The organism is Pseudomonas sp. MPFS (genome assembly GCF_022537035.1).
GTDB lineage: Bacteria > Pseudomonadota > Gammaproteobacteria > Pseudomonadales > Pseudomonadaceae > Aquipseudomonas > Aquipseudomonas sessilinigenes.
This window is the reverse complement of sequence record NZ_CP066123.1, coordinates 5,986,125-6,005,671: the sequence shown is the minus strand read 5'-3', so window position 1 is coordinate 6,005,671 and position 19,547 is coordinate 5,986,125. Positions and strand designations below refer to the sequence as shown.

12 protein-coding genes, 2 tRNA genes and 3 rRNA genes are annotated in these 19,547 nt (G+C 58.4%); 14 read left to right on the top strand and 3 right to left on the bottom strand.

The annotated features are described in order from the left end of the window. Positions 1-20: 20 nt before the first annotated feature. From ilvC to I9018_RS27475, 12 genes are all read left to right on the top strand, one after another. Positions 21-1,037 (top strand): ketol-acid reductoisomerase, encoded by a 1,017-nt coding sequence (gene ilvC / locus I9018_RS27530; RefSeq protein WP_241108022.1) that lies wholly within the window; start codon positions 21-23, stop codon positions 1,035-1,037. Positions 1,038-1,183: 146 nt separating this feature from the next. After that, positions 1,184-2,041 (top strand): CDP-diacylglycerol--serine O-phosphatidyltransferase, encoded by an 858-nt coding sequence (pssA, locus tag I9018_RS27525; RefSeq protein WP_068575496.1) that lies wholly within the window; start codon positions 1,184-1,186, stop codon positions 2,039-2,041. Positions 2,042-2,104: 63 nt separating this feature from the next. Then, positions 2,105-3,118 (top strand): protein-methionine-sulfoxide reductase catalytic subunit MsrP, encoded by a 1,014-nt coding sequence (gene msrP / locus I9018_RS27520; protein WP_068575495.1) that lies wholly within the window; start codon positions 2,105-2,107, stop codon positions 3,116-3,118. Continuing rightward, positions 3,118-3,738, top strand: a complete 621-nt coding sequence (msrQ, locus tag I9018_RS27515) for a protein-methionine-sulfoxide reductase heme-binding subunit MsrQ (protein ID WP_124347384.1) — start codon at positions 3,118-3,120, stop codon at positions 3,736-3,738. The genes msrP and msrQ overlap by 1 nt, the downstream gene beginning before the upstream one ends. A gap of 543 nt (positions 3,739-4,281) precedes the next feature. Beyond that, positions 4,282-5,818, top strand: a 16S ribosomal RNA gene (locus tag I9018_RS27510). A gap of 123 nt (positions 5,819-5,941) precedes the next feature. After that, positions 5,942-6,018 (top strand) — tRNA-Ile (locus tag I9018_RS27505). A gap of 10 nt (positions 6,019-6,028) precedes the next feature. Then, positions 6,029-6,104, top strand: a tRNA-Ala gene (locus I9018_RS27500). 218 nt (positions 6,105-6,322) lie between these two features. After that, positions 6,323-9,214 (top strand): 23S ribosomal RNA (locus I9018_RS27495). Positions 9,215-9,349: 135 nt separating this feature from the next. Then, positions 9,350-9,465 (top strand): 5S ribosomal RNA (rrf, locus tag I9018_RS27490). The 16S, 23S and 5S rRNA genes sit together here with 2 tRNA genes alongside, the layout of an rRNA operon. A gap of 146 nt (positions 9,466-9,611) precedes the next feature. Further along, the gene (locus I9018_RS27485) at positions 9,612-10,271 is read left to right on the top strand and encodes a paraquat-inducible protein A (RefSeq protein ID WP_241108021.1); all 660 of its coding nucleotides are present in this window, start codon (positions 9,612-9,614) and stop codon (positions 10,269-10,271) included. Then, positions 10,258-10,881: a paraquat-inducible protein A gene (locus I9018_RS27480; RefSeq protein WP_241108020.1), complete on the top strand. Its 624-nt coding sequence runs from the start codon at positions 10,258-10,260 to the stop codon at positions 10,879-10,881. The genes I9018_RS27485 and I9018_RS27480 overlap by 14 nt, the downstream gene beginning before the upstream one ends. Continuing rightward, positions 10,874-13,204 carry an MlaD family protein gene (locus tag I9018_RS27475; RefSeq protein ID WP_241108019.1) on the top strand — a complete coding sequence of 777 codons (2,331 nt, stop codon included), beginning with the start codon at positions 10,874-10,876 and terminating at the stop codon, positions 13,202-13,204. The genes I9018_RS27480 and I9018_RS27475 overlap by 8 nt, the downstream gene beginning before the upstream one ends. Positions 13,205-13,268: 64 nt before the next feature. On the opposite strand, the gene mksF is transcribed toward I9018_RS27475, so the two are convergent. Genes mksF through mksB form a run of 3 tightly spaced genes read right to left on the bottom strand, consistent with a single transcriptional unit; the run spans position 13,269 to position 18,089 of the window. Next, entirely contained in the window at positions 13,269-16,118 is a 2,850-nt protein-coding gene (gene mksF, locus I9018_RS27470; RefSeq protein WP_068580300.1) for an Mks condensin complex protein MksF, read from the bottom strand. Beyond that, the gene (gene mksE / locus I9018_RS27465; RefSeq protein ID WP_068580302.1) at positions 16,115-16,822 is read right to left on the bottom strand and encodes an Mks condensin complex protein MksE; all 708 of its coding nucleotides are present in this window, start codon (positions 16,820-16,822) and stop codon (positions 16,115-16,117) included. The genes mksF and mksE overlap by 4 nt, the downstream gene beginning before the upstream one ends. Then, entirely contained in the window at positions 16,812-18,089 is a 1,278-nt protein-coding gene (gene mksB / locus I9018_RS27460) for an Mks condensin complex protein MksB (RefSeq protein WP_053132175.1), read from the bottom strand. The genes mksE and mksB overlap by 11 nt, the downstream gene beginning before the upstream one ends. 179 nt (positions 18,090-18,268) lie before the next feature. Here mksB and I9018_RS27455 point away from each other — a divergent pair, with 179 nt between their 5' ends. Further along, positions 18,269-19,054: an energy transducer TonB gene (locus I9018_RS27455; RefSeq protein WP_241108018.1), complete on the top strand. Its 786-nt coding sequence runs from the start codon at positions 18,269-18,271 to the stop codon at positions 19,052-19,054. Between the two features lie 8 nt (positions 19,055-19,062). Then, positions 19,063-19,515 carry a ribosomal protein S18-alanine N-acetyltransferase gene (gene rimI, locus I9018_RS27450; protein WP_053132139.1) on the top strand — a complete coding sequence of 151 codons (453 nt, stop codon included), beginning with the start codon at positions 19,063-19,065 and terminating at the stop codon, positions 19,513-19,515. Positions 19,516-19,547: the final 32 nt, after the last annotated feature.

Sequence of the window (19,547 nt, the reverse complement as noted above, 5' to 3'; positions counted from 1 at the left end):
GCCTGACATAGGGGAAGTTCATGAAAGTTTTCTACGATAAAGACTGTGACCTGTCGATCATCCAGGGCAAGAAAGTTGCCATCATCGGCTACGGTTCCCAGGGTCACGCTCAAGCCTGCAACCTGAAAGACTCCGGTGTCGATGTGACTGTTGGCCTGCGCAAAGGCTCGGCCACTGTTGCCAAGGCTGAAGCCCATGGCTTGAAAGTGGCTGATGTGGCTAGCGCTGTTGCCGCTGCCGACCTGGTCATGATCCTGACTCCCGACGAGTTCCAGGGCGCCCTGTACAAGAACGAAATCGAACCGAACATCAAGAAAGGCGCCACCCTGGCCTTCTCCCATGGTTTCTCGATCCACTACAACCAGGTAGTACCGCGTGCTGACCTCGACGTGATCATGATCGCGCCGAAGGCCCCAGGCCACACCGTGCGTTCCGAATTCGTCAAGGGCGGTGGTATTCCTGACCTGATCGCGATCTACCAGGACGCTTCCGGCAATGCCAAGAACGTTGCCTTGTCCTACGCGGCAGGCGTGGGTGGCGGTCGTACCGGCATCATCGAAACCACCTTCAAGGACGAGACTGAAACCGACCTGTTCGGTGAGCAGGCTGTTCTGTGCGGTGGTACCGTCGAGCTGGTCAAGGCCGGTTTCGAAACCCTGGTCGAAGCTGGCTACGCGCCGGAGATGGCCTACTTCGAATGCCTGCACGAGCTGAAGTTGATCGTTGACCTCATGTACGAAGGCGGTATCGCCAACATGAACTACTCGATCTCCAACAACGCCGAGTATGGCGAATACGTGACGGGTCCAGAGGTTATCAACGCCGAATCCCGCCAGGCCATGCGCAACGCCCTGAAGCGCATCCAGGACGGCGAGTACGCGAAGATGTTCATCTGCGAGGGCGCCACCGGCTACCCATCGATGACTGCCAAGCGTCGTAACAACGCCGCTCACGGTATCGAGATCATCGGCGAGCAACTGCGTTCGATGATGCCGTGGATCTCTGCGAACAAGATCGTCGACAAAACCAAGAACTAAGTTCGAGTCTTGTCAGGGAAAACGCGGCCTAGGCCGCGTTTTTTCGTTTGCGGGGATAGGTTCTGGTATAAAGCAGGCTCCTTTGCGGCCGAACCCCGGCCCAGGGTATCTGTCGAAACTTTTCACACCGTTGCAAGGTAATGTCCATGAGCGAACGTCCCGAAGAGCCAAACCAGGCCTCTGACGCCGAAAGCCTGCTACCGATCGATGAGCATGTCGAAGAAGGGCATGACGCTGAAGGCCGTAAAGTCCGGCATCGTGGTATCTATCTTCTGCCTAATCTGTTCACCACTGCGAACCTGTTCGCGGGGTTCTATTCCATCATCAGTTCCATGAGTGCCCAGAGTGCCTTGAGTGCCGGTGATGCTGCGGGCGCAAGCAAGTATTTTGCTTTTGCGGCTATCGCGATTTTTGTCGCCATGGTGCTCGACGGCCTGGACGGCCGTGTGGCCCGCATGACCAACACCCAGAGTGCATTCGGCGCTGAGTACGACTCCTTGTCGGACATGGTGGCGTTTGGCGTTGCGCCGGCATTGCTGGCCTTTGGCTGGGCCTTGGGTGACATGGGCAAGGTCGGCTGGATGGTCGCCTTCATCTATGTAGCCGGTGCCGCGTTACGCTTGGCACGTTTCAATACCCAAGTGGGAACGGCCGACAAGCGTTACTTCATTGGCCTGGCCAGCCCGGCAGCGGCGGGTGTGGTGGCGGGTATCGTCTGGGCCTTCAGTGATTACGGCATCCAGGGTTCGAAGATGTCGTTCCTGGTGGCTTTGCTGGTGGCCGCCGCCGGTATGCTGATGGTCAGCAATATCAAGTACAACAGCTTCAAGGACCTGGATCTGAAGGGGCGCGTGCCGTTCGTTGCGATCCTTGCCGTGGTGCTGGTATTTGCCGTGGTATTCAGTGATCCGCCACGTATCCTGCTGCTGGTGTTCCTGGCCTATGCCGCATCGGGCCCCATCCAGTACCTGTTGCACCTTCGTCGTCGCAATCACGTCGAGTGATGTAATTTCCCCCATACTCCGCAGTCTATTGGTGTATCTGTCATCCAATACTGCGGAGTTGCCATGCTGCTCAAGTTCCCCAAGTCCTCTGACTGCAAAGCAGCGGATATCACCCCTGAGTCCTTTTATCTTTCTCGACGCGCATTACTCGGTGGTGCTGTTGCGGGTATTGCTGCGGCCGCGTTACCCCGCTGGGGGAGGGCGGAGGACGCGGGGCGTTATGCCGACGTCGATCCTGGGCGGGCACCGGCGTGGTTTACGCAGAAGCTGCCGGATACTCGTTGGCAGGCGGTAGTTGCCAACGGGGAGGCCATCACCCCCTTCAAAGACGCGACCCACTACAACAATTTCTACGAGTTCGGCACTGATAAAGGTGACCCGGCCGCCAACGCGGGAGGGCTGAAGACCGAGCCGTGGAGCGTTGTAGTGGATGGTGAGGTGGCCAAGCCGGGCCGTTATGCGCTCGAGGATTTCATCAAGCCTTATCAGTTGGAGGAGCGTATCTATCGACTACGTTGCGTCGAAGCCTGGTCGATGGTGATCCCCTGGATCGGCTTTCCCATTTCAGCGCTGCTCAAGCAGGTCGAACCCACCAGCAAGGCCAAGTTCATTCGCTTTGAAACCTTGCGCGACCCCGAGCACATGCCGGGGCAGCGCTCCGGGTTCGCCTTGATCGATTGGCCTTATGTCGAAGGATTGCGACTCGATGAGGCGATGAACCCGCTGGCGATCCTGGCAGTTGGCATGTATGGACGGGAGTTGCCGAACCAAAACGGAGCGCCGCTACGGTTGGTGGTGCCCTGGAAGTATGGTTTCAAGAGCGTGAAGTCCATTGTGCGCATCAGTTTGGTCAGTGAGCAGCCCAAGACGACTTGGCAGAGTATCGCTGCCAATGAATACGGCTTTTATGCAAATGTGAATCCTACGGTCGATCATCCCCGTTGGACCCAGGCACGGGAGCGGCGCCTTCCCAGTGGGTTGTTCAGTCCGAATGTCCGCGAGACCCAGATGTTCAATGGCTATGGGGAAGAGGTCGCCTCTTTATATAGAGGGATGGATCTGAGGAAGGACTACTGATGCGTTATTCGTTCTGGCGCGTCGGTGTCTTCATTGCTGGCGCGATATGGCCCTTGTATTGGTTGTATGAGGCTTGGGCTTCGTTGCTGGGGCCCGACCCGGGCAAGGTCCTGGTCGACCGGCTGGGTTTGGGAGCTCTGGTGTTTGTGTTACTCACGCTCAGTATGACGCCATTGCAGAAGTTGACAGGCTGGTCGGGTTGGATCGCTGTGCGACGGCAGCTGGGGTTATGGTGCTTTGCTTATGTGGTACTGCATCTGAGTGCCTACGGCGTTTTCATCCTGGGATTGGACTGGTCGCAACTTGGCGTGGAGTTGCGTAAGCGGCCTTATATCCTTGTCGGTAGTTTGGGGTTCATCCTTCTGTTGTCGTTGGCGGTAACATCCAATCGCTATAGCCAGCGACGGTTGGGGGCTCGCTGGAAGAAGTTGCATCGCTTGGTCTATCTCATTCTTGGGCTCGGCTTGCTGCATATGTTGTGGATCGTCCGAGCCGACCTGAAGGAGTGGGCCGTTTATGCGTCTTTGGGCGTAGTATTGATGGTGTTGCGCCTGCCTTCCGTAGCTCGGCGTATTCCTCGGCTTATGATTGGAAAAGCGTCTTCTGCAAGAAAAACGTAATTAGTGCTTGACGGCAGATTCTACAGGTCTATAATTCGCCCCACTTCCGGCGCAGTCGAAACGGAAAACTCCTTGAGATTCAACGAGTTACGAAGATTTCGATAGCGGTCACGCTTCAGTTCATCGAAGCCCGAAAGGAGCTGATAAGGCAGCGAAAGTAGCCTTGTTAGCGTTTCGATCCTCTCGATCGAAAGCGGTTAAAAAGAGGTGTTGACAGCAGCGTGTAACGCTGTAGAATTCGCCTCCCGCTAACGAGAGATCGAAAGCGCAAGTGGTTGAAGTTACAAAGGAAACTTTGAAAGCTTCTTGGAAAAATCACTTGACAGCAAATGAGGCTGCTGTAGAATGCGCGCCTCGGTTGAGACGAAAGATCTTAACCAACCGCTCTTTAACAACTGAATCAAGCAATTCGTGTGGGTGCTTGTGTAGTTAGACTGATAGTCAAAAAGATTGTCAGCATCACAAGTGACCATTCGAGAAATCAAATAGTCATTTGAGATTGCTGAGCCAAGTTTAGGGTTTCTTAAAAACCCAAGCAGTATTGAACTGAAGAGTTTGATCATGGCTCAGATTGAACGCTGGCGGCAGGCCTAACACATGCAAGTCGAGCGGATGAAGTGAGCTTGCTCACGGATTCAGCGGCGGACGGGTGAGTAATGCCTAGGAATCTGCCTGGTAGTGGGGGATAACGTTTCGAAAGGAGCGCTAATACCGCATACGTCCTACGGGAGAAAGCAGGGGACCTTCGGGCCTTGCGCTATCAGATGAGCCTAGGTCGGATTAGCTAGTTGGTGAGGTAATGGCTCACCAAGGCGACGATCCGTAACTGGTCTGAGAGGATGATCAGTCACACTGGAACTGAGACACGGTCCAGACTCCTACGGGAGGCAGCAGTGGGGAATATTGGACAATGGGCGAAAGCCTGATCCAGCCATGCCGCGTGTGTGAAGAAGGTCTTCGGATTGTAAAGCACTTTAAGTTGGGAGGAAGGGCAGTAAGCTAATATCTTGCTGTTTTGACGTTACCGACAGAATAAGCACCGGCTAACTCTGTGCCAGCAGCCGCGGTAATACAGAGGGTGCAAGCGTTAATCGGAATTACTGGGCGTAAAGCGCGCGTAGGTGGTTTGTTAAGTTGGATGTGAAAGCCCCGGGCTCAACCTGGGAACTGCATCCAAAACTGGCAAGCTAGAGTATGGTAGAGGGTGGTGGAATTTCCTGTGTAGCGGTGAAATGCGTAGATATAGGAAGGAACACCAGTGGCGAAGGCGACCACCTGGACTGATACTGACACTGAGGTGCGAAAGCGTGGGGAGCAAACAGGATTAGATACCCTGGTAGTCCACGCCGTAAACGATGTCAACTAGCCGTTGGGGTCCTTGAGACTTTAGTGGCGCAGCTAACGCATTAAGTTGACCGCCTGGGGAGTACGGCCGCAAGGTTAAAACTCAAATGAATTGACGGGGGCCCGCACAAGCGGTGGAGCATGTGGTTTAATTCGAAGCAACGCGAAGAACCTTACCAGGCCTTGACATGCAGAGAACTTTCCAGAGATGGATTGGTGCCTTCGGGAACTCTGACACAGGTGCTGCATGGCTGTCGTCAGCTCGTGTCGTGAGATGTTGGGTTAAGTCCCGTAACGAGCGCAACCCTTGTCCTTAGTTACCAGCACGTTATGGTGGGCACTCTAAGGAGACTGCCGGTGACAAACCGGAGGAAGGTGGGGATGACGTCAAGTCATCATGGCCCTTACGGCCTGGGCTACACACGTGCTACAATGGTCGGTACAGAGGGTTGCCAAGCCGCGAGGTGGAGCTAATCCCACAAAACCGATCGTAGTCCGGATCGCAGTCTGCAACTCGACTGCGTGAAGTCGGAATCGCTAGTAATCGCGAATCAGAATGTCGCGGTGAATACGTTCCCGGGCCTTGTACACACCGCCCGTCACACCATGGGAGTGGGTTGCACCAGAAGTAGCTAGTCTAACCTTCGGGAGGACGGTTACCACGGTGTGATTCATGACTGGGGTGAAGTCGTAACAAGGTAGCCGTAGGGGAACCTGCGGCTGGATCACCTCCTTAATCGACGACATCAGCTGCTTCATAAGCTCCCACACGAATTGCTTGATTCATTGAAGAAGACGATAGAAGCAGCTTTAAGCTCCAAGCTGATAGCTCCAAGCTAACAGTTACAAGCTCGAAATTGGGTCTGTAGCTCAGTTGGTTAGAGCGCACCCCTGATAAGGGTGAGGTCGGCAGTTCGAATCTGCCCAGACCCACCAATTTTGTTATGGGGCCATAGCTCAGCTGGGAGAGCGCCTGCCTTGCACGCAGGAGGTCAGCGGTTCGATCCCGCTTGGCTCCACCATAAACTGCTTCTGAAAGCTTAGAAATGAGCATTCAAATCGAATGTTGATTTCTAGTCTTTTGATTAGATCGTTCTTTAAAAATTTGGGTATGTGATAGAAAGATAGACTGAACACTACTTTCACTGGTAGTGGATCAGGCTAAGGTAAAGTTTGTAAATATTGCAAACTTTCGGCGAATGTCGTCTTCACAGTATAACCAGATTGCTTGGGGTTATATGGTCAAGTGAAGAAGCGCATACGGTGGATGCCTTGGCAGTCAGAGGCGATGAAAGACGTGGTAGCCTGCGATAAGCTTCGGGGAGTCGGCAAACAGACTTTGATCCGGAGATCTCTGAATGGGGGAACCCAGCCATCATAAGATGGTTATCTTACACTGAATACATAGGTGTAAGAGGCGAACCAGGGGAACTGAAACATCTAAGTACCCTGAGGAAAAGAAATCAACCGAGATTCCCTTAGTAGTGGCGAGCGAACGGGGACTAGCCCTTAAGCTTCTTTGATTTTAGCGGAACGCTCTGGAAAGTGCGGCCATAGTGGGTGATAGCCCTGTACGCGAAAGGATCTTAGAAGTGAAATCGAGTAGGACGGGGCACGAGAAACCTTGTCTGAATATGGGGGGACCATCCTCCAAGGCTAAATACTACTGACTGACCGATAGTGAACTAGTACCGTGAGGGAAAGGCGAAAAGAACCCCGGAGAGGGGAGTGAAATAGATCCTGAAACCGTATGCGTACAAGCAGTGGGAGCAGACTTTGTTCTGTGACTGCGTACCTTTTGTATAATGGGTCAGCGACTTATATTCAGTGGCAAGCTTAACCGAATAGGGGAGGCGTAGCGAAAGCGAGTCTTAATAGGGCGTTTAGTCGCTGGGTATAGACCCGAAACCGGGCGATCTATCCATGGGCAGGTTGAAGGTTAGGTAACACTGACTGGAGGACCGAACCGACTACCGTTGAAAAGTTAGCGGATGACCTGTGGATCGGAGTGAAAGGCTAATCAAGCTCGGAGATAGCTGGTTCTCCTCGAAAGCTATTTAGGTAGCGCCTCATGTATCACTGTAGGGGGTAGAGCACTGTTTCGGCTAGGGGGTCATCCCGACTTACCAAACCGATGCAAACTCCGAATACCTACAAGTGCCGAGCATGGGAGACACACGGCGGGTGCTAACGTCCGTCGTGAAAAGGGAAACAACCCAGACCGTCAGCTAAGGTCCCAAAGTTATGGTTAAGTGGGAAACGATGTGGGAAGGCTTAGACAGCTAGGAGGTTGGCTTAGAAGCAGCCACCCTTTAAAGAAAGCGTAATAGCTCACTAGTCGAGTCGGCCTGCGCGGAAGATGTAACGGGGCTCAAACCATACACCGAAGCTACGGGTATCACGTAAGTGATGCGGTAGAGGAGCGTTCTGTAAGCCTGTGAAGGTGAGTTGAGAAGCTTGCTGGAGGTATCAGAAGTGCGAATGCTGACATGAGTAACGACAATGCGAGTGAAAAACTCGCACGCCGAAAGACCAAGGTTTCCTGCGCAACGTTAATCGACGCAGGGTTAGTCGGTCCCTAAGGCGAGGCTGAAAAGCGTAGTCGATGGAAAACAGGTTAATATTCCTGTACTTCTAGTTATTGCGATGGAGGGACGGAGAAGGCTAGGCCAGCTTGGCGTTGGTTGTCCAAGTTTAAGGTGGTAGGCTGAGATCTTAGGTAAATCCGGGATCTTAAGGCCGAGAGCTGATGACGAGTTACCTTTTAGGTGACGAAGTGGTTGATGCCATGCTTCCAAGAAAAGCTTCTAAGCTTCAGATAACTAGGAACCGTACCCCAAACCGACACAGGTGGTTGGGTAGAGAATACCAAGGCGCTTGAGAGAACTCGGGTGAAGGAACTAGGCAAAATGGCACCGTAACTTCGGGAGAAGGTGCGCCGGTGAGGGTGAAGGACTTGCTCCGTAAGCCCATGCCGGTCGAAGATACCAGGCCGCTGCGACTGTTTATTAAAAACACAGCACTCTGCAAACACGAAAGTGGACGTATAGGGTGTGACGCCTGCCCGGTGCCGGAAGGTTAATTGATGGGGTTAGCGCAAGCGAAGCTCTTGATCGAAGCCCCGGTAAACGGCGGCCGTAACTATAACGGTCCTAAGGTAGCGAAATTCCTTGTCGGGTAAGTTCCGACCTGCACGAATGGCGTAACGATGGCGGCGCTGTCTCCACCCGAGACTCAGTGAAATTGAAATCGCTGTGAAGATGCAGTGTATCCGCGGCTAGACGGAAAGACCCCGTGAACCTTTACTATAGCTTTGCACTGGACTTTGAATTTGCTTGTGTAGGATAGGTGGGAGGCTTTGAAGCGTGGACGCCAGTCTGCGTGGAGCCATCCTTGAAATACCACCCTGGCAACTTTGAGGTTCTAACTCAGGTCCGTTATCCGGATCGAGGACAGTGTATGGTGGGTAGTTTGACTGGGGCGGTCTCCTCCTAAAGAGTAACGGAGGAGTACGAAGGTGCGCTCAGACCGGTCGGAAATCGGTCGCAGAGTATAAAGGCAAAAGCGCGCTTGACTGCGAGACAAACACGTCGAGCAGGTACGAAAGTAGGTCTTAGTGATCCGGTGGTTCTGTATGGAAGGGCCATCGCTCAACGGATAAAAGGTACTCCGGGGATAACAGGCTGATACCGCCCAAGAGTTCATATCGACGGCGGTGTTTGGCACCTCGATGTCGGCTCATCACATCCTGGGGCTGAAGCCGGTCCCAAGGGTATGGCTGTTCGCCATTTAAAGTGGTACGCGAGCTGGGTTTAGAACGTCGTGAGACAGTTCGGTCCCTATCTGCCGTGGACGTTTGAGATTTGAGAGGGGCTGCTCCTAGTACGAGAGGACCGGAGTGGACGAACCTCTGGTGTTCCGGTTGTCACGCCAGTGGCATTGCCGGGTAGCTATGTTCGGAAAAGATAACCGCTGAAAGCATCTAAGCGGGAAACTTGCCTCAAGATGAGATCTCACTGGGATCTTGAATCCCCTAAAGGGCCGTCGAAGACTACGACGTTGATAGGTTGGGTGTGTAAGCGCTGTGAGGCGTTGAGCTAACCAATACTAATTGCCCGTGAGGCTTGACCATATAACACCCAAGCAATTTGCTTAAGAGCGAGTTGCGGTGTGTGAAGACGCACGAACCGAAAGTTTGCAGCACACAAACCTATTGCATACCCATTCGCTGGAACGTTGCCCAAACAACGGCTCAGCTACAGAATTTCTTGACGACCATAGAGCATTGGAACCACCTGATCCCATCCCGAACTCAGAAGTGAAACGATGCATCGCCGATGGTAGTGTGGGGTTTCCCCATGTGAGAGTAGGTCATCGTCAAGATTAAATTCCGAAACCCCAATTGCGAAAGCAGTTGGGGTTTTGTCTTTGCGCGAACGAAAACACTCTTGTTCGAATGAAAAATTGCGCAGTTATTTTCAGGTCAGAACACTAGAATAGTGGCCGTTCCCCTTATCCTTGAGCCCTCTATGCTGGATCCGGTTGACCCTCCCGGGGTGTCAGAACTACCGCTGAGCGAGTTGGTCGCTTGCCATGAGTGTGACTTGCTGATGCGCAAGCCAGTGCTGGCCCATGGAGAAAAGGCCCAATGCCCCCGCTGTGGCTACGAGCTGTACGCCCATCGCCAAGCGGTTGTATCGCGTAGCCTGGCCTTGGTGATCGCCGCCTTGTTGCTCTACGTCCCGGCCAATTTCCTTCCCATCATGCAACTCAACCTGCTAGGCCAGTCTTCTAAGGACACGGTCTGGAGCGGTGTGTTGGGACTGTTCGACACCGGCATGCAAGGCGTGGCTGTAGTGGTATTCCTGTGCAGCATGGGGATCCCCTTGCTCAAGTTGATCTGCCAACTACTAGTGTTACTCAGCATCCGTTGGAATATCGGCCGAAGTTATGGCTTGCTGCTCTACCGTATCTATCACCACCTGCGGGACTGGGGCATGCTCGAGGTCTATCTCATGGGGGTGCTGGTCGCCATCGTCAAACTGGCCGATATGGCGTCCATTACCCTAGGCCTCGGCCTGGTGTGTTTTATCTCTTTGTTGCTGATACAGGTCTGGTTGGAAGTGGTGATGTCGCCTCACCAGGTTTGGCAGGCACTTTCTGGAGAGGATGCACATGCGGGCGATTGATGCAGGCATTCTGATTTGTATCGAATGCCATGAGTTGAACCGGCAACAAGCCAACAGCGAGGGACAAACCTGTACCCGTTGCGGAGCCATGATCCACCCTCGTCGCCCTAACAGCATCCTGCGCACCTGGGCATTGCTGCTGACTGCCGCCATTCTCTATATCCCGGCCAATGTCCTGCCAATCATGACGGTCAGTGCCCTGGGGCAGGGTAGCCCCAGCACCATCATGTCGGGTGTCATCCAGTTGGTGCAGCACGGCATGATCCCTATTGCCATCGTGGTGTTCGTCGCCAGTATCCTGGTACCTACCTTCAAGCTGGTGGGAATCGCCCTGCTATTGTTTTCGGTGCAGCGCCACCAACCGTTGTCTGCTCGGCAGCGAATCATCATGTACCGCTTCATCGAGTTCATCGGTCGTTGGTCGATGCTGGATATCTTCGTCATCGCCATCCTGGTGGCGGTGGTCAACTTTGGGCGGCTGGCCAGCATCGAGGCCAATCTCGGAGCGGTCGCCTTCGCCAGCGTCGTAATCCTCACCATGCTGGCTGCAATAACCTTCGATCCCCGACTGATCTGGGACAACACGGAGTCGGACGACGACCATGAGTGATTTGCCTACCGCCAAAACCCGCCCGGCCTCCAACTGGTCGGCCATCTGGGTGTTACCTCTCATTGCCTTGATTATTGGCGGTTGGCTGGGATGGCGAGCCTACAGTGAGACAGGAATCGAGATCCAACTGCGTTTTGAAAGCGGGGAAGGAGTCCAGGCCAACAAGACCGAGGTGTTCTACAAGGGCATGCCCGTCGGCAAGGTCAAGGCGCTCGCTCTGGACGATGAAGGCAATTCGAGGGGCGTGATCGCTACCGTCGAGATGAACAAGGACGTCGAGCAGTACCTGAGGACCAACACGCGCTTCTGGCTGGTCAAGCCCAGCGTCAGCCTGGCCGGCATCACTGGCCTGGAAACCCTGGTCTCCGGCAACTATATCGCCGTCAGTCCGGGAGAAGGCGGAGACCCCACACGCAAATTCACCGCGCTGGTCGAAGAGCCACCCCTGTCCGACGCCAAGCCCGGTCTGCACCTGACCATCAAGGCCGACCGCCTGGGCTCACTGACCCGCGGCAGCCCGGTGTTCTATAAACAGATCCAGGTCGGCCAGATCAAGAGCTACCTACTCTCCGAAGACCAGAGCACTGTCGAGCTCAAGGTCTACATCGAGCCAACCTACGCCAGCCTGGTGCGCAAGCACACGCGCTTCTGGAACGCCAGCGGGATCAGTGTCGATGCCAACCTGAGCGGGCTGAAGATTCGCAGTGAATCCCTGGCCAGTATCGTGGCCGGCGGTATTGCCTTCGCCACTCCGGAAAACCGCAAGGACAGCCCGCCAACCGATCCGAGCCTGCCGTTTCGCCTCTACGAAGACTTCGACGCCGCCCAGGCCGGTATCCGGGTCAAGGTCAAGCTCAGCGATTTCGAAGGCTTGCAGGCCGGGCATACCCCAGTCATGTACAAAGGCATTCAGGTCGGCAGCCTGAAAGCCCTGAAAGTCGATTCCGACCTGACCAGCGCCACCGCCGAACTGACCCTCGACCCACTGGCCGAAGATTACCTGGTGCAGGGCACCCAGTTCTGGACCGTCAAGCCATCCATCACTCTGGCGGGCATCACCGGCCTGGAGGCCCTACTCAAGGGCAACTACATCGCCGTTCGCCCGGGCGACAAGGGCGCCGCGCCGCAGCGTGAATTCGAGGCTCGGGCCAAGGCGCCACCGCTGGACCTGCGCACACCGGGCCTGCACATGGTGCTGTTCACCGACAATCTCGGCTCCCTGGAGGTCGGCAGCCCGATCCTCTACAAACAGGTCAAGGTCGGGGCCGTACAGAGCTACCAGTTTTCCCACACCCGCAAACAGTTGGTGATCGGCGTCCATATCGAGAAGGAGTACGAGAAGCTGGTCAACGGCTCGACTCGTTTCTGGAATGTCAGCGGCATCACCCTCACGGGTGGCTTGACCGGTGGCATCCAGATCAAGAGCGAGTCGTTGCAAAGCTTGATGGCCGGCGGCATCGCTTTCGATACGCCAATACCCGATGTACCGCTGAAAAAGCGCATCCCGAGGTTCCGCCTGTTCGCCAACCAGGAAGAGGCAGCGCAGCGCGGCATTGTGGTGCAGATCAAGGTCGATCGCGCCGATGGCCTGCGTGCCGGCACCCCGGTGCGCTTCAAGGGCCTGGATGTGGGCAAGCTCGAGCAAGTCACCCTCAGCCCCGATATGCAGTCGGTGATGCTCAAGGCGCGCATCACCGAGGTACCCGAGCGTATTGCGCGGGTCGGTAGCCAGTTCTGGGTGGTCAAGCCCGAGTTGGGTTTGATGAAGACCTCGAACCTGGAGACCCTGGTCACCGGCCAGTACATCGAGGTCCAGCCACCGGAGAAAAACCTCGGCGGGCAAACCAGCTTCGTGGCCCTGCCACAGCCACCACAGGCCAGTGTCCAGGAGCCCGGCCTGAGCCTGGTGCTGAGCGCTGCCCGGCGTGGTTCGCTGAAGATCGGCGTACCTGTGACCTACCGCGAGATAACGGTGGGCAAGGTCACCGGCTATGAGTTGGGGCAAACGGCCGATCGGGTCCTGATCCATATCCTTATCGAGCCCAAGTACGCGCCATTGGTACGCGGTGGCACGCGCTTCTGGAACAGCAGCGGCTTTGGCGTGGATTTCGGCTTGTTCAAGGGCGCGACCGTGCGTACTGAATCCCTGGAGACCCTGATCCAGGGCGGCATCGCCTTCGCCACCCCGGATGGCGAGCGCATGGGCAACCCGGCGCGGCCCGAGCAGACGTTCCCGCTGTTCGACCAGTTCGAGGATGAATGGCTGACCTGGGCACCGAAGATTCCCCTCGGCAAGCAACCGGCCGCCCCGGTAACACGCTAGCGCCAACCCAATAAAAAAGGCCGCCCTTGCAAGAGGGCGGCCTTTGTATTTCAGCGCAGGGAAATCAGGCTTCGTCCAACTCCGTCTGTGCTTCATCCTCGGCGTGTTCGTTCATCACCGCCTTGACCTGGTCGTGGCGCCGGATGAACTTCCAGTCCGCTTCATCGATATAGATGCCGTTCGGGCCGCTACCGCCTTCCAGGTCGATGGCCACCTGGGCCGAGACCTGCGGCTTCACACTGGCCAGGATCGGCACGAAGCCCAGTTGCAGGCTGGTTTCAAGCAGCGCCGCCTGGTTACGTTCGTCGATGTCCGCCGCCTCGTCGAGGTAGTAGGGCAGGCGGATACGCCCGGCCTGGTCGCGGTCCATCAAGTGCAGCAACAAGTACATGTTGGTCAGCGCCTTGATGGTCATGGTGGTGCCGTTGGACGCCGCGCCATCGATGTCGGTATGGATCACCGGCTGGCCGTTGACCTTGGTGATCTCGAACGCCAGTTCGAACAGGTCCTTCAGGCCCAGCTGGTTGTGGTTGGCCGCCACCAGCCGCGCCAGGTACTCCTTGGCCTCTTCGTTCTTGTTGTCCTGCTCGGCACTCTGGCTCAGGTCGAACACCGACAGGGTCTCGCCTTCCTCGTACTGGCCGGCGCTGTGGATGATCTGGTCGATGTGCTTGAGCGCCTCTTTGTTCGGCGCCAGGACGATACGGAAGCTCTGCAGGTTGGAAACCTGGCGCTTGTTGATCTCGCGGTTGAACAGCGCCAGCTGGTGTTCCAGGCTGTCGTAGTCGCTGCGGATGTTGCGCAGGGTCCGGGCGATGTCGGTGACCGCCGCACGGCGCGCCTTGCCCAGGGTCAGGGCTTCCTCGGTGCGGTGCGAATAGGCGTTGATCAACAGCTGCAGACGACGCTCGACATCATCCTCGCTGTCGAACTTGGCCACGCCTTTGAGGCGCACCTGGGCATACAGCGCCTCGATCTGGCCATCGACTCGCTGCAGGCCCTGCCAGCTGTCCTGGTAGTCGTTGAGCAGCGGCAGCAGGTTGTCCATGGAGTCGTCCACCGGCTCCATGAACGGTGTGCCAAACGGCAGGTCCGCCGGCAGCAACTGGCGACGGCGCAGGGCGTCGTCGAGGGTGCGCTGCTTGGCTTCCATGTCGCTGATCTGGCGGCCTACCAATTGCAGCTTGGCCGACAGTTGCTGGACGCGCTCGGTGAAGGCGTCGCTGGAGCGCTTGAGTTCGTCCTGGGCAGCTTCCATCTGTGCCAGCTGCTCCAGCTTCTCGCCTTCCTCGGCGCTCAGGGTCTGGGTCCGGCGGAAGTCTTCCAGGGCTTTCTGCGCATCCAGTACCTGCTGGTACAGGGCTTCGGTCTGGGTCTTGCTCGCGGCGCGGTCGGCGGCCACGGCGGCCTGGGTCTTGAGCTGCTTGAGCTCCTTCTCCAGGCGCTCCTTCTGGTCGCGCAGGGCCGCGCGGTCGGCCAGCGCCTGCAACGCCGGTGGTTCGATATGGGAGATGTCGATGGTCAGGCCGGGCACTTCGAAGCGCTCGCCCTTGAAGCCGTCGAGGATCAGCTCCACGGATTTCACCCACTCGCCATTGTCGTCCAAGGCGATGCCGTGCTCGCCCAGGGGCAGGCTGAACAGCGCACTGTTGAACAGGCGCATCAGGCGTTCCACATCCTGCTGGGAGAACTCCTCGCGCAGGCGGGCGTAGCTGTTGTTGTCGGCGTGGTCGAGCTGCTGTTTCACCGACTTCAGGCGTTTTTCCAGGTCGCGCAGGCGCTCTTCCAGGTCTTCGGCGGAGAACTGCCGGGACTGGGCCAGGGCGCCGGCCAGTTCGTCGTGGGCATCCTTGGCCGCCAGCAGTTGCTGCTCCAGGACCTTGACGTCATCCACCAGGGCGAAGCGGTGCTTGAGCACCGACAGCTCGCCCAGCCAGCGCTGGGTGCCGGTGATTTCCCGTTCCAGGCGCATCATTTCCTGGGTGCTGCTGCGCTGGTCGTTCTGCAGGGCGTCCTGCTCGTTGCGGTAGTGCTCGGCCTGGATGGTCAGCTCTTCCTTGCGCGCACTGGCGTAGTCCGACCAAGTGCCCAGCAGCGAGTCCAGCAGCGGCGACAGGCGATGCAGCTTGCCACGCAGGATGTCCCGTTGCTTCACGCCGTTGGCCAGGGCCTCCACCAGCGGGCCTGCGGCCACCAGCGAGTTGTAGTCCTGCTCCATGCGTCGCACATCGCGGAACGCCTCGTCGCAGGCGGCGATGTAGTCGACGCTGCCCGAGCGCAGGCTGTGTTCGAAGGCATCGAGGAACAGCTGCTTGAGCTTGGCCGCGGTGATTTCGCGCATGTGCAGCAGGTTGATGAACAGCGCGCGGAAGGTCTTCAGGCTCTGTTCGCTGGTGGAACGCAGCGGAATCAGGGTCAGGTCCAGGGGAATCGAGGTGTGGCCACCGACCAGCAGGCGCCGCAGTTCATCGGGCTTGAGCTCGTAGGCCTTCAGGCCATGGCGCTCCAGGTTGGTGAACAGCTCTTTCTGCCGCAGGCAGGTGTCGTCCTTCTGGTAGTGGGCCAGGTCCAGTTGCCCGGCGTAGGCGAAGAACTGGTGGCCGAAGCCGCCGCCTGGGCCGCGTCCCGACACGCCGATCACGTGGGGGCCGTGGGGCAGCGAGACTTCCACCAGGATGTAGCTGGTGTCGGAGGCGAAGTAGAAGCGCCGCGACTGCTCCAGGCTGTACTTGCCGAAGCTCATGTCCGACATGCGCGCCAGGATCGGGAATTGCAGGGCGTTGATCGATGCCGACTTGCCCAGGTTGTTCGCACCGTAGACCGACAGCGGCTCTTCCAGGGGGAACAGGCCCAGGCTGTAGCCAGCGGTGTTCAAAAGGGCAAAGCGGCGGATGCCGTAGCGTTCCTTGCTCATGCGTCGAGCTCCTGTTCTTCGGCGATGGCCCGGGCCAGCGCGTCTTCTTCACTTTCCTCGGACTCGTCGAATTCGCTCAGGTCCAGCGGGTCATCGGTTTGCAGCAGTTTCTCGTCGCTGTCCTCGTCCACCAGCACTGGGGTCGGCAATGGCAGCACGCTGTGCAGGCTGGCCGCCAGGTCGCGGTCTTGCTGTACCGACAGGCAGACGTCGAGGAAGCGGTGCATCGGCGGCAGGAAGCGGTAGATCCCCGGTTCCTCCAGGGCGAAGCCCAGCTGGGTCATGCGGCGCATGATCTTTTCTTCCAGCTCTTCCTGGGTCTGCACCTCGGCCTGGATGAACAGGTCGCGGTACTTGTCCAGCAGCGAGGGCAGCTCGTCGCGGCCCAGGCTGCCGCCGTCGAGCACGGCGATCGGGTCGCGGCCCTGGTCGGCCAGGTGCTCCACCAGGATGAAGGTGAACAGCGCCAGGCGTTGGGCGGTCTTGTTCACCTGCGCGGCGGCGTTGTCCGGCACGAAGTAATAGAAGCCGCGGGTATCGCACACCAGCTCGAAGCCCAGGGCCTTGAACAGGGTGCGGTACTGGTCCTGGAAGTTCGACAGTTGCGCGTACAGCTCCGGATCGCGGCGGCTGACGTGGTAGCCCTTGAACAGCTCGCGGAAGATCGGCGCCAGCTGGGACAGTTCGGAAAGATCAAGATGCATTGGCATTACTCGCAGTTTGCTCGGGCTGGTCGTCGCGAGCCGAGAGCAGGGCGAAGGAGCGCAGGCTGACCTGGTGCTCCTGGGTGTGGTATTCGCGGCGTTCGAGACGCTCGCGCTTGAAGCGTTTTTCCCGGGACAAGCGGGAGAACCAGTACAGCAGCTCGTCGGTGGCGCCGTCCGGTTCCTGGTCCAGCAGCCAGCTCATCAGGTCCGGCATCGGCAGCGCGTTCTCGCAACGCTCGAGCATTTCCCGGACCGTGCGTGGCGCCTTGGGGGCCAGGCCCTTGTGGGTCTTGTGGGCCTTGGGGAAGCGCGCCGGCTTGGGCTCGAAGCGGGCCAGGGCGTAGACATAGGCCTCCACCTGGCCGGAGCTGCCGAGGAAGGTACTCTGCGGGCGGGTGAACATCGGCATCGCCGCCTGGGGCACCGCGTCGATGCCCTTGCGCCGGATGACCGACAGGGCCAGGGCGGCGCCACGGGTCACGGCATTGTGCCGGCGGGCCTCTTCGCGCAGCGGCAGCAGCAGTTCCCGGGCATGGCGCAGGGTCAGCTGGGCGCTGGTCTGCATCTCCAGGATCCGCGCGTGGGTGCGCAGCAGCATGTCGTCGTCCACCAGGTGGCCCAGGCGCTGCTGTTCGGTGAGCATGCGCAGCAGCACGTTCTCCACCTTGCGCACGCCCTGCTCGAACGCGCCGTCGGCGTTCACCAGCTGGATCATCGGCTCGACGTATTCGTCCCAGGTGGCCAGCACCTCGGCGTAGCGCTGGCGCAGGGGGATCTGCCGGTCGCTGGTCTTGGCCCGTTCGGCCACAGCCACCAGGGCCTGTTCGTCGTTGGCGAGTTTCTTCAGGACATCGCGTACCCGCATGTCCAGCAGGCGCAGCTGGCGCGCCAGGTCGTGGCCGTCGCGGATCTCGAAGGCGTCCTGGATGTAGCCTGCCAGGCGCTCCAGGTGGCGCAGGTAGGCTTCGATCTCCAGGCACAGGCCCAGGCGGTGTTCACGCCGCAGGTAGGCGAGGAAGTCGTGGATCTGCGCGTTGAGCTCGAAGCGGTTCGGGCTTTTCGCCACCGGGACCAGGATGTCCAGGCGTATCCATACGTCCAGCAGGTTGGTGATGTCCTGGGGCGTACTGTCCAGTTGCTGGGTGGCCAGTTGTGAGCGCAGTTCGGCAAGACTCAGGGTGCCTTGGTCGAAGTGCTCGCACAGTGGCTCCAGAAGTGCCCAGTGTTCGGCGAGGGCGCGCAACACGCGCTTGGGTTCGATCATCGGAATGGCCGGCTGGTTGGCAATGAAAAGCGGCGATTGTACTGCATCAGGGGGCTGACAATTCACCCCCGGGCCCAGCTAAGAGACGGACTGTCGCTTTTGGGCCTCATCAACTGCGGGCGATCTTCGGCGAAGGACGGTAGAATCCCCCACCTCAGTTATCCACAAGTGGCCGACCCTTGCTTATCGAGTCCCGTCGTCGCGCTTATCTGTCCGCCATGCAGGTGGTCAGTTGGTTGCCGCGCAGCGAATTGCCCTTTGCCGCCCCCTCGCGCCCCGAACTGCTGGTTTTGCCGGAGCCGGTGGTGGAGGCGCCGCCTGCGCCCGTCGCCGAGGCCCGGGCCGCAGCGGCCCCGGTGGTGCGCAGTGTCGAGCGGCCGAAGATCGAAGTGCCGCGCCCGGCTGCGGCCTCTGCCCGCCCGGCCGCCAAGCCCGTGGTCGAGGACGAGGAAGCCGCCCCGGTGGTCAAGGCGCCGGTGGTGCCACCGCCGCGCTTCGCCCTGCAACTGCTGCGGGCCGGACGTTGCCTGTTGCTGGTGGAATTGCCCACCGGCGAGGCGTTCCAGAGCCGCGACCCAGCCTACCTGCTGCTCAAGGACATGCTGCGCGCCGCCGGCCTGCCGGACAGCCCGCAAATCCTCGCCGAGCCGGTGAGCTGGCCGCGCCTGACCCGGGGCAACCTGGACCAGGGCCCCGAGGCCGCACGAGATTTCGTCCAGGCCTTTGTCGGCATGCGGATCGAAGAACAACCCTGTGCCTGCCTGTGGCTGGTAGGCCTGCCGGCCATACGTTTTGCCGGCGAGGCCGATGCCCAGGCCTACAACCGCGAACTGGAGGTCGAAGGCCTGGGTTCGGCCTGGGCCTTGCCCGGGCTGGAGTTGTTGATGGAAGAGCCACAGCGCAAGGCCGATGTCTGGCAAGCCATGCGCCGGTTGATGGCGCGCTGGAAAAGCAATGATGAGTAAGAGTAGCGATGAGTGACGCGTTGACCTTCCGCCTGGCCACCGAGGCGGACCTGGATGCCATCCTGAAGATCGAATATGCCGCGTTCAGCCACCCCTGGACCCGCGGCATCTTCATGGATGCCTTCAAATCCTATGAAGTCTGGCTGATGTTCGAAGGCAGCCAGCAAGTGGGGCACGGGGTGATCCAGGTGATCATCGACGAGGCCCACCTGCTGAACATCACCGTCAAGCCGGAAAACCAGGGCCGTGGCCTGGGCCTGCACCTGCTGGAGGCACTGATGAAGCGCGCCTACCAGAAGGACGCCCGGGAATGCTTCCTGGAAGTGCGCTCCAGTAACCAGACCGCCTATCGGCTCTATGAACGTTATGGCTTCAATGAAGTCGGGCGTCGCCGCGACTACTACCCCGCGGTAGGTGGGCGCGAAGACGCCCTGGTCATGGCCTGCACCCTGGTGGACTGAGTCCCGGTCGGCTGGCGGCAGGCCATGTTCGA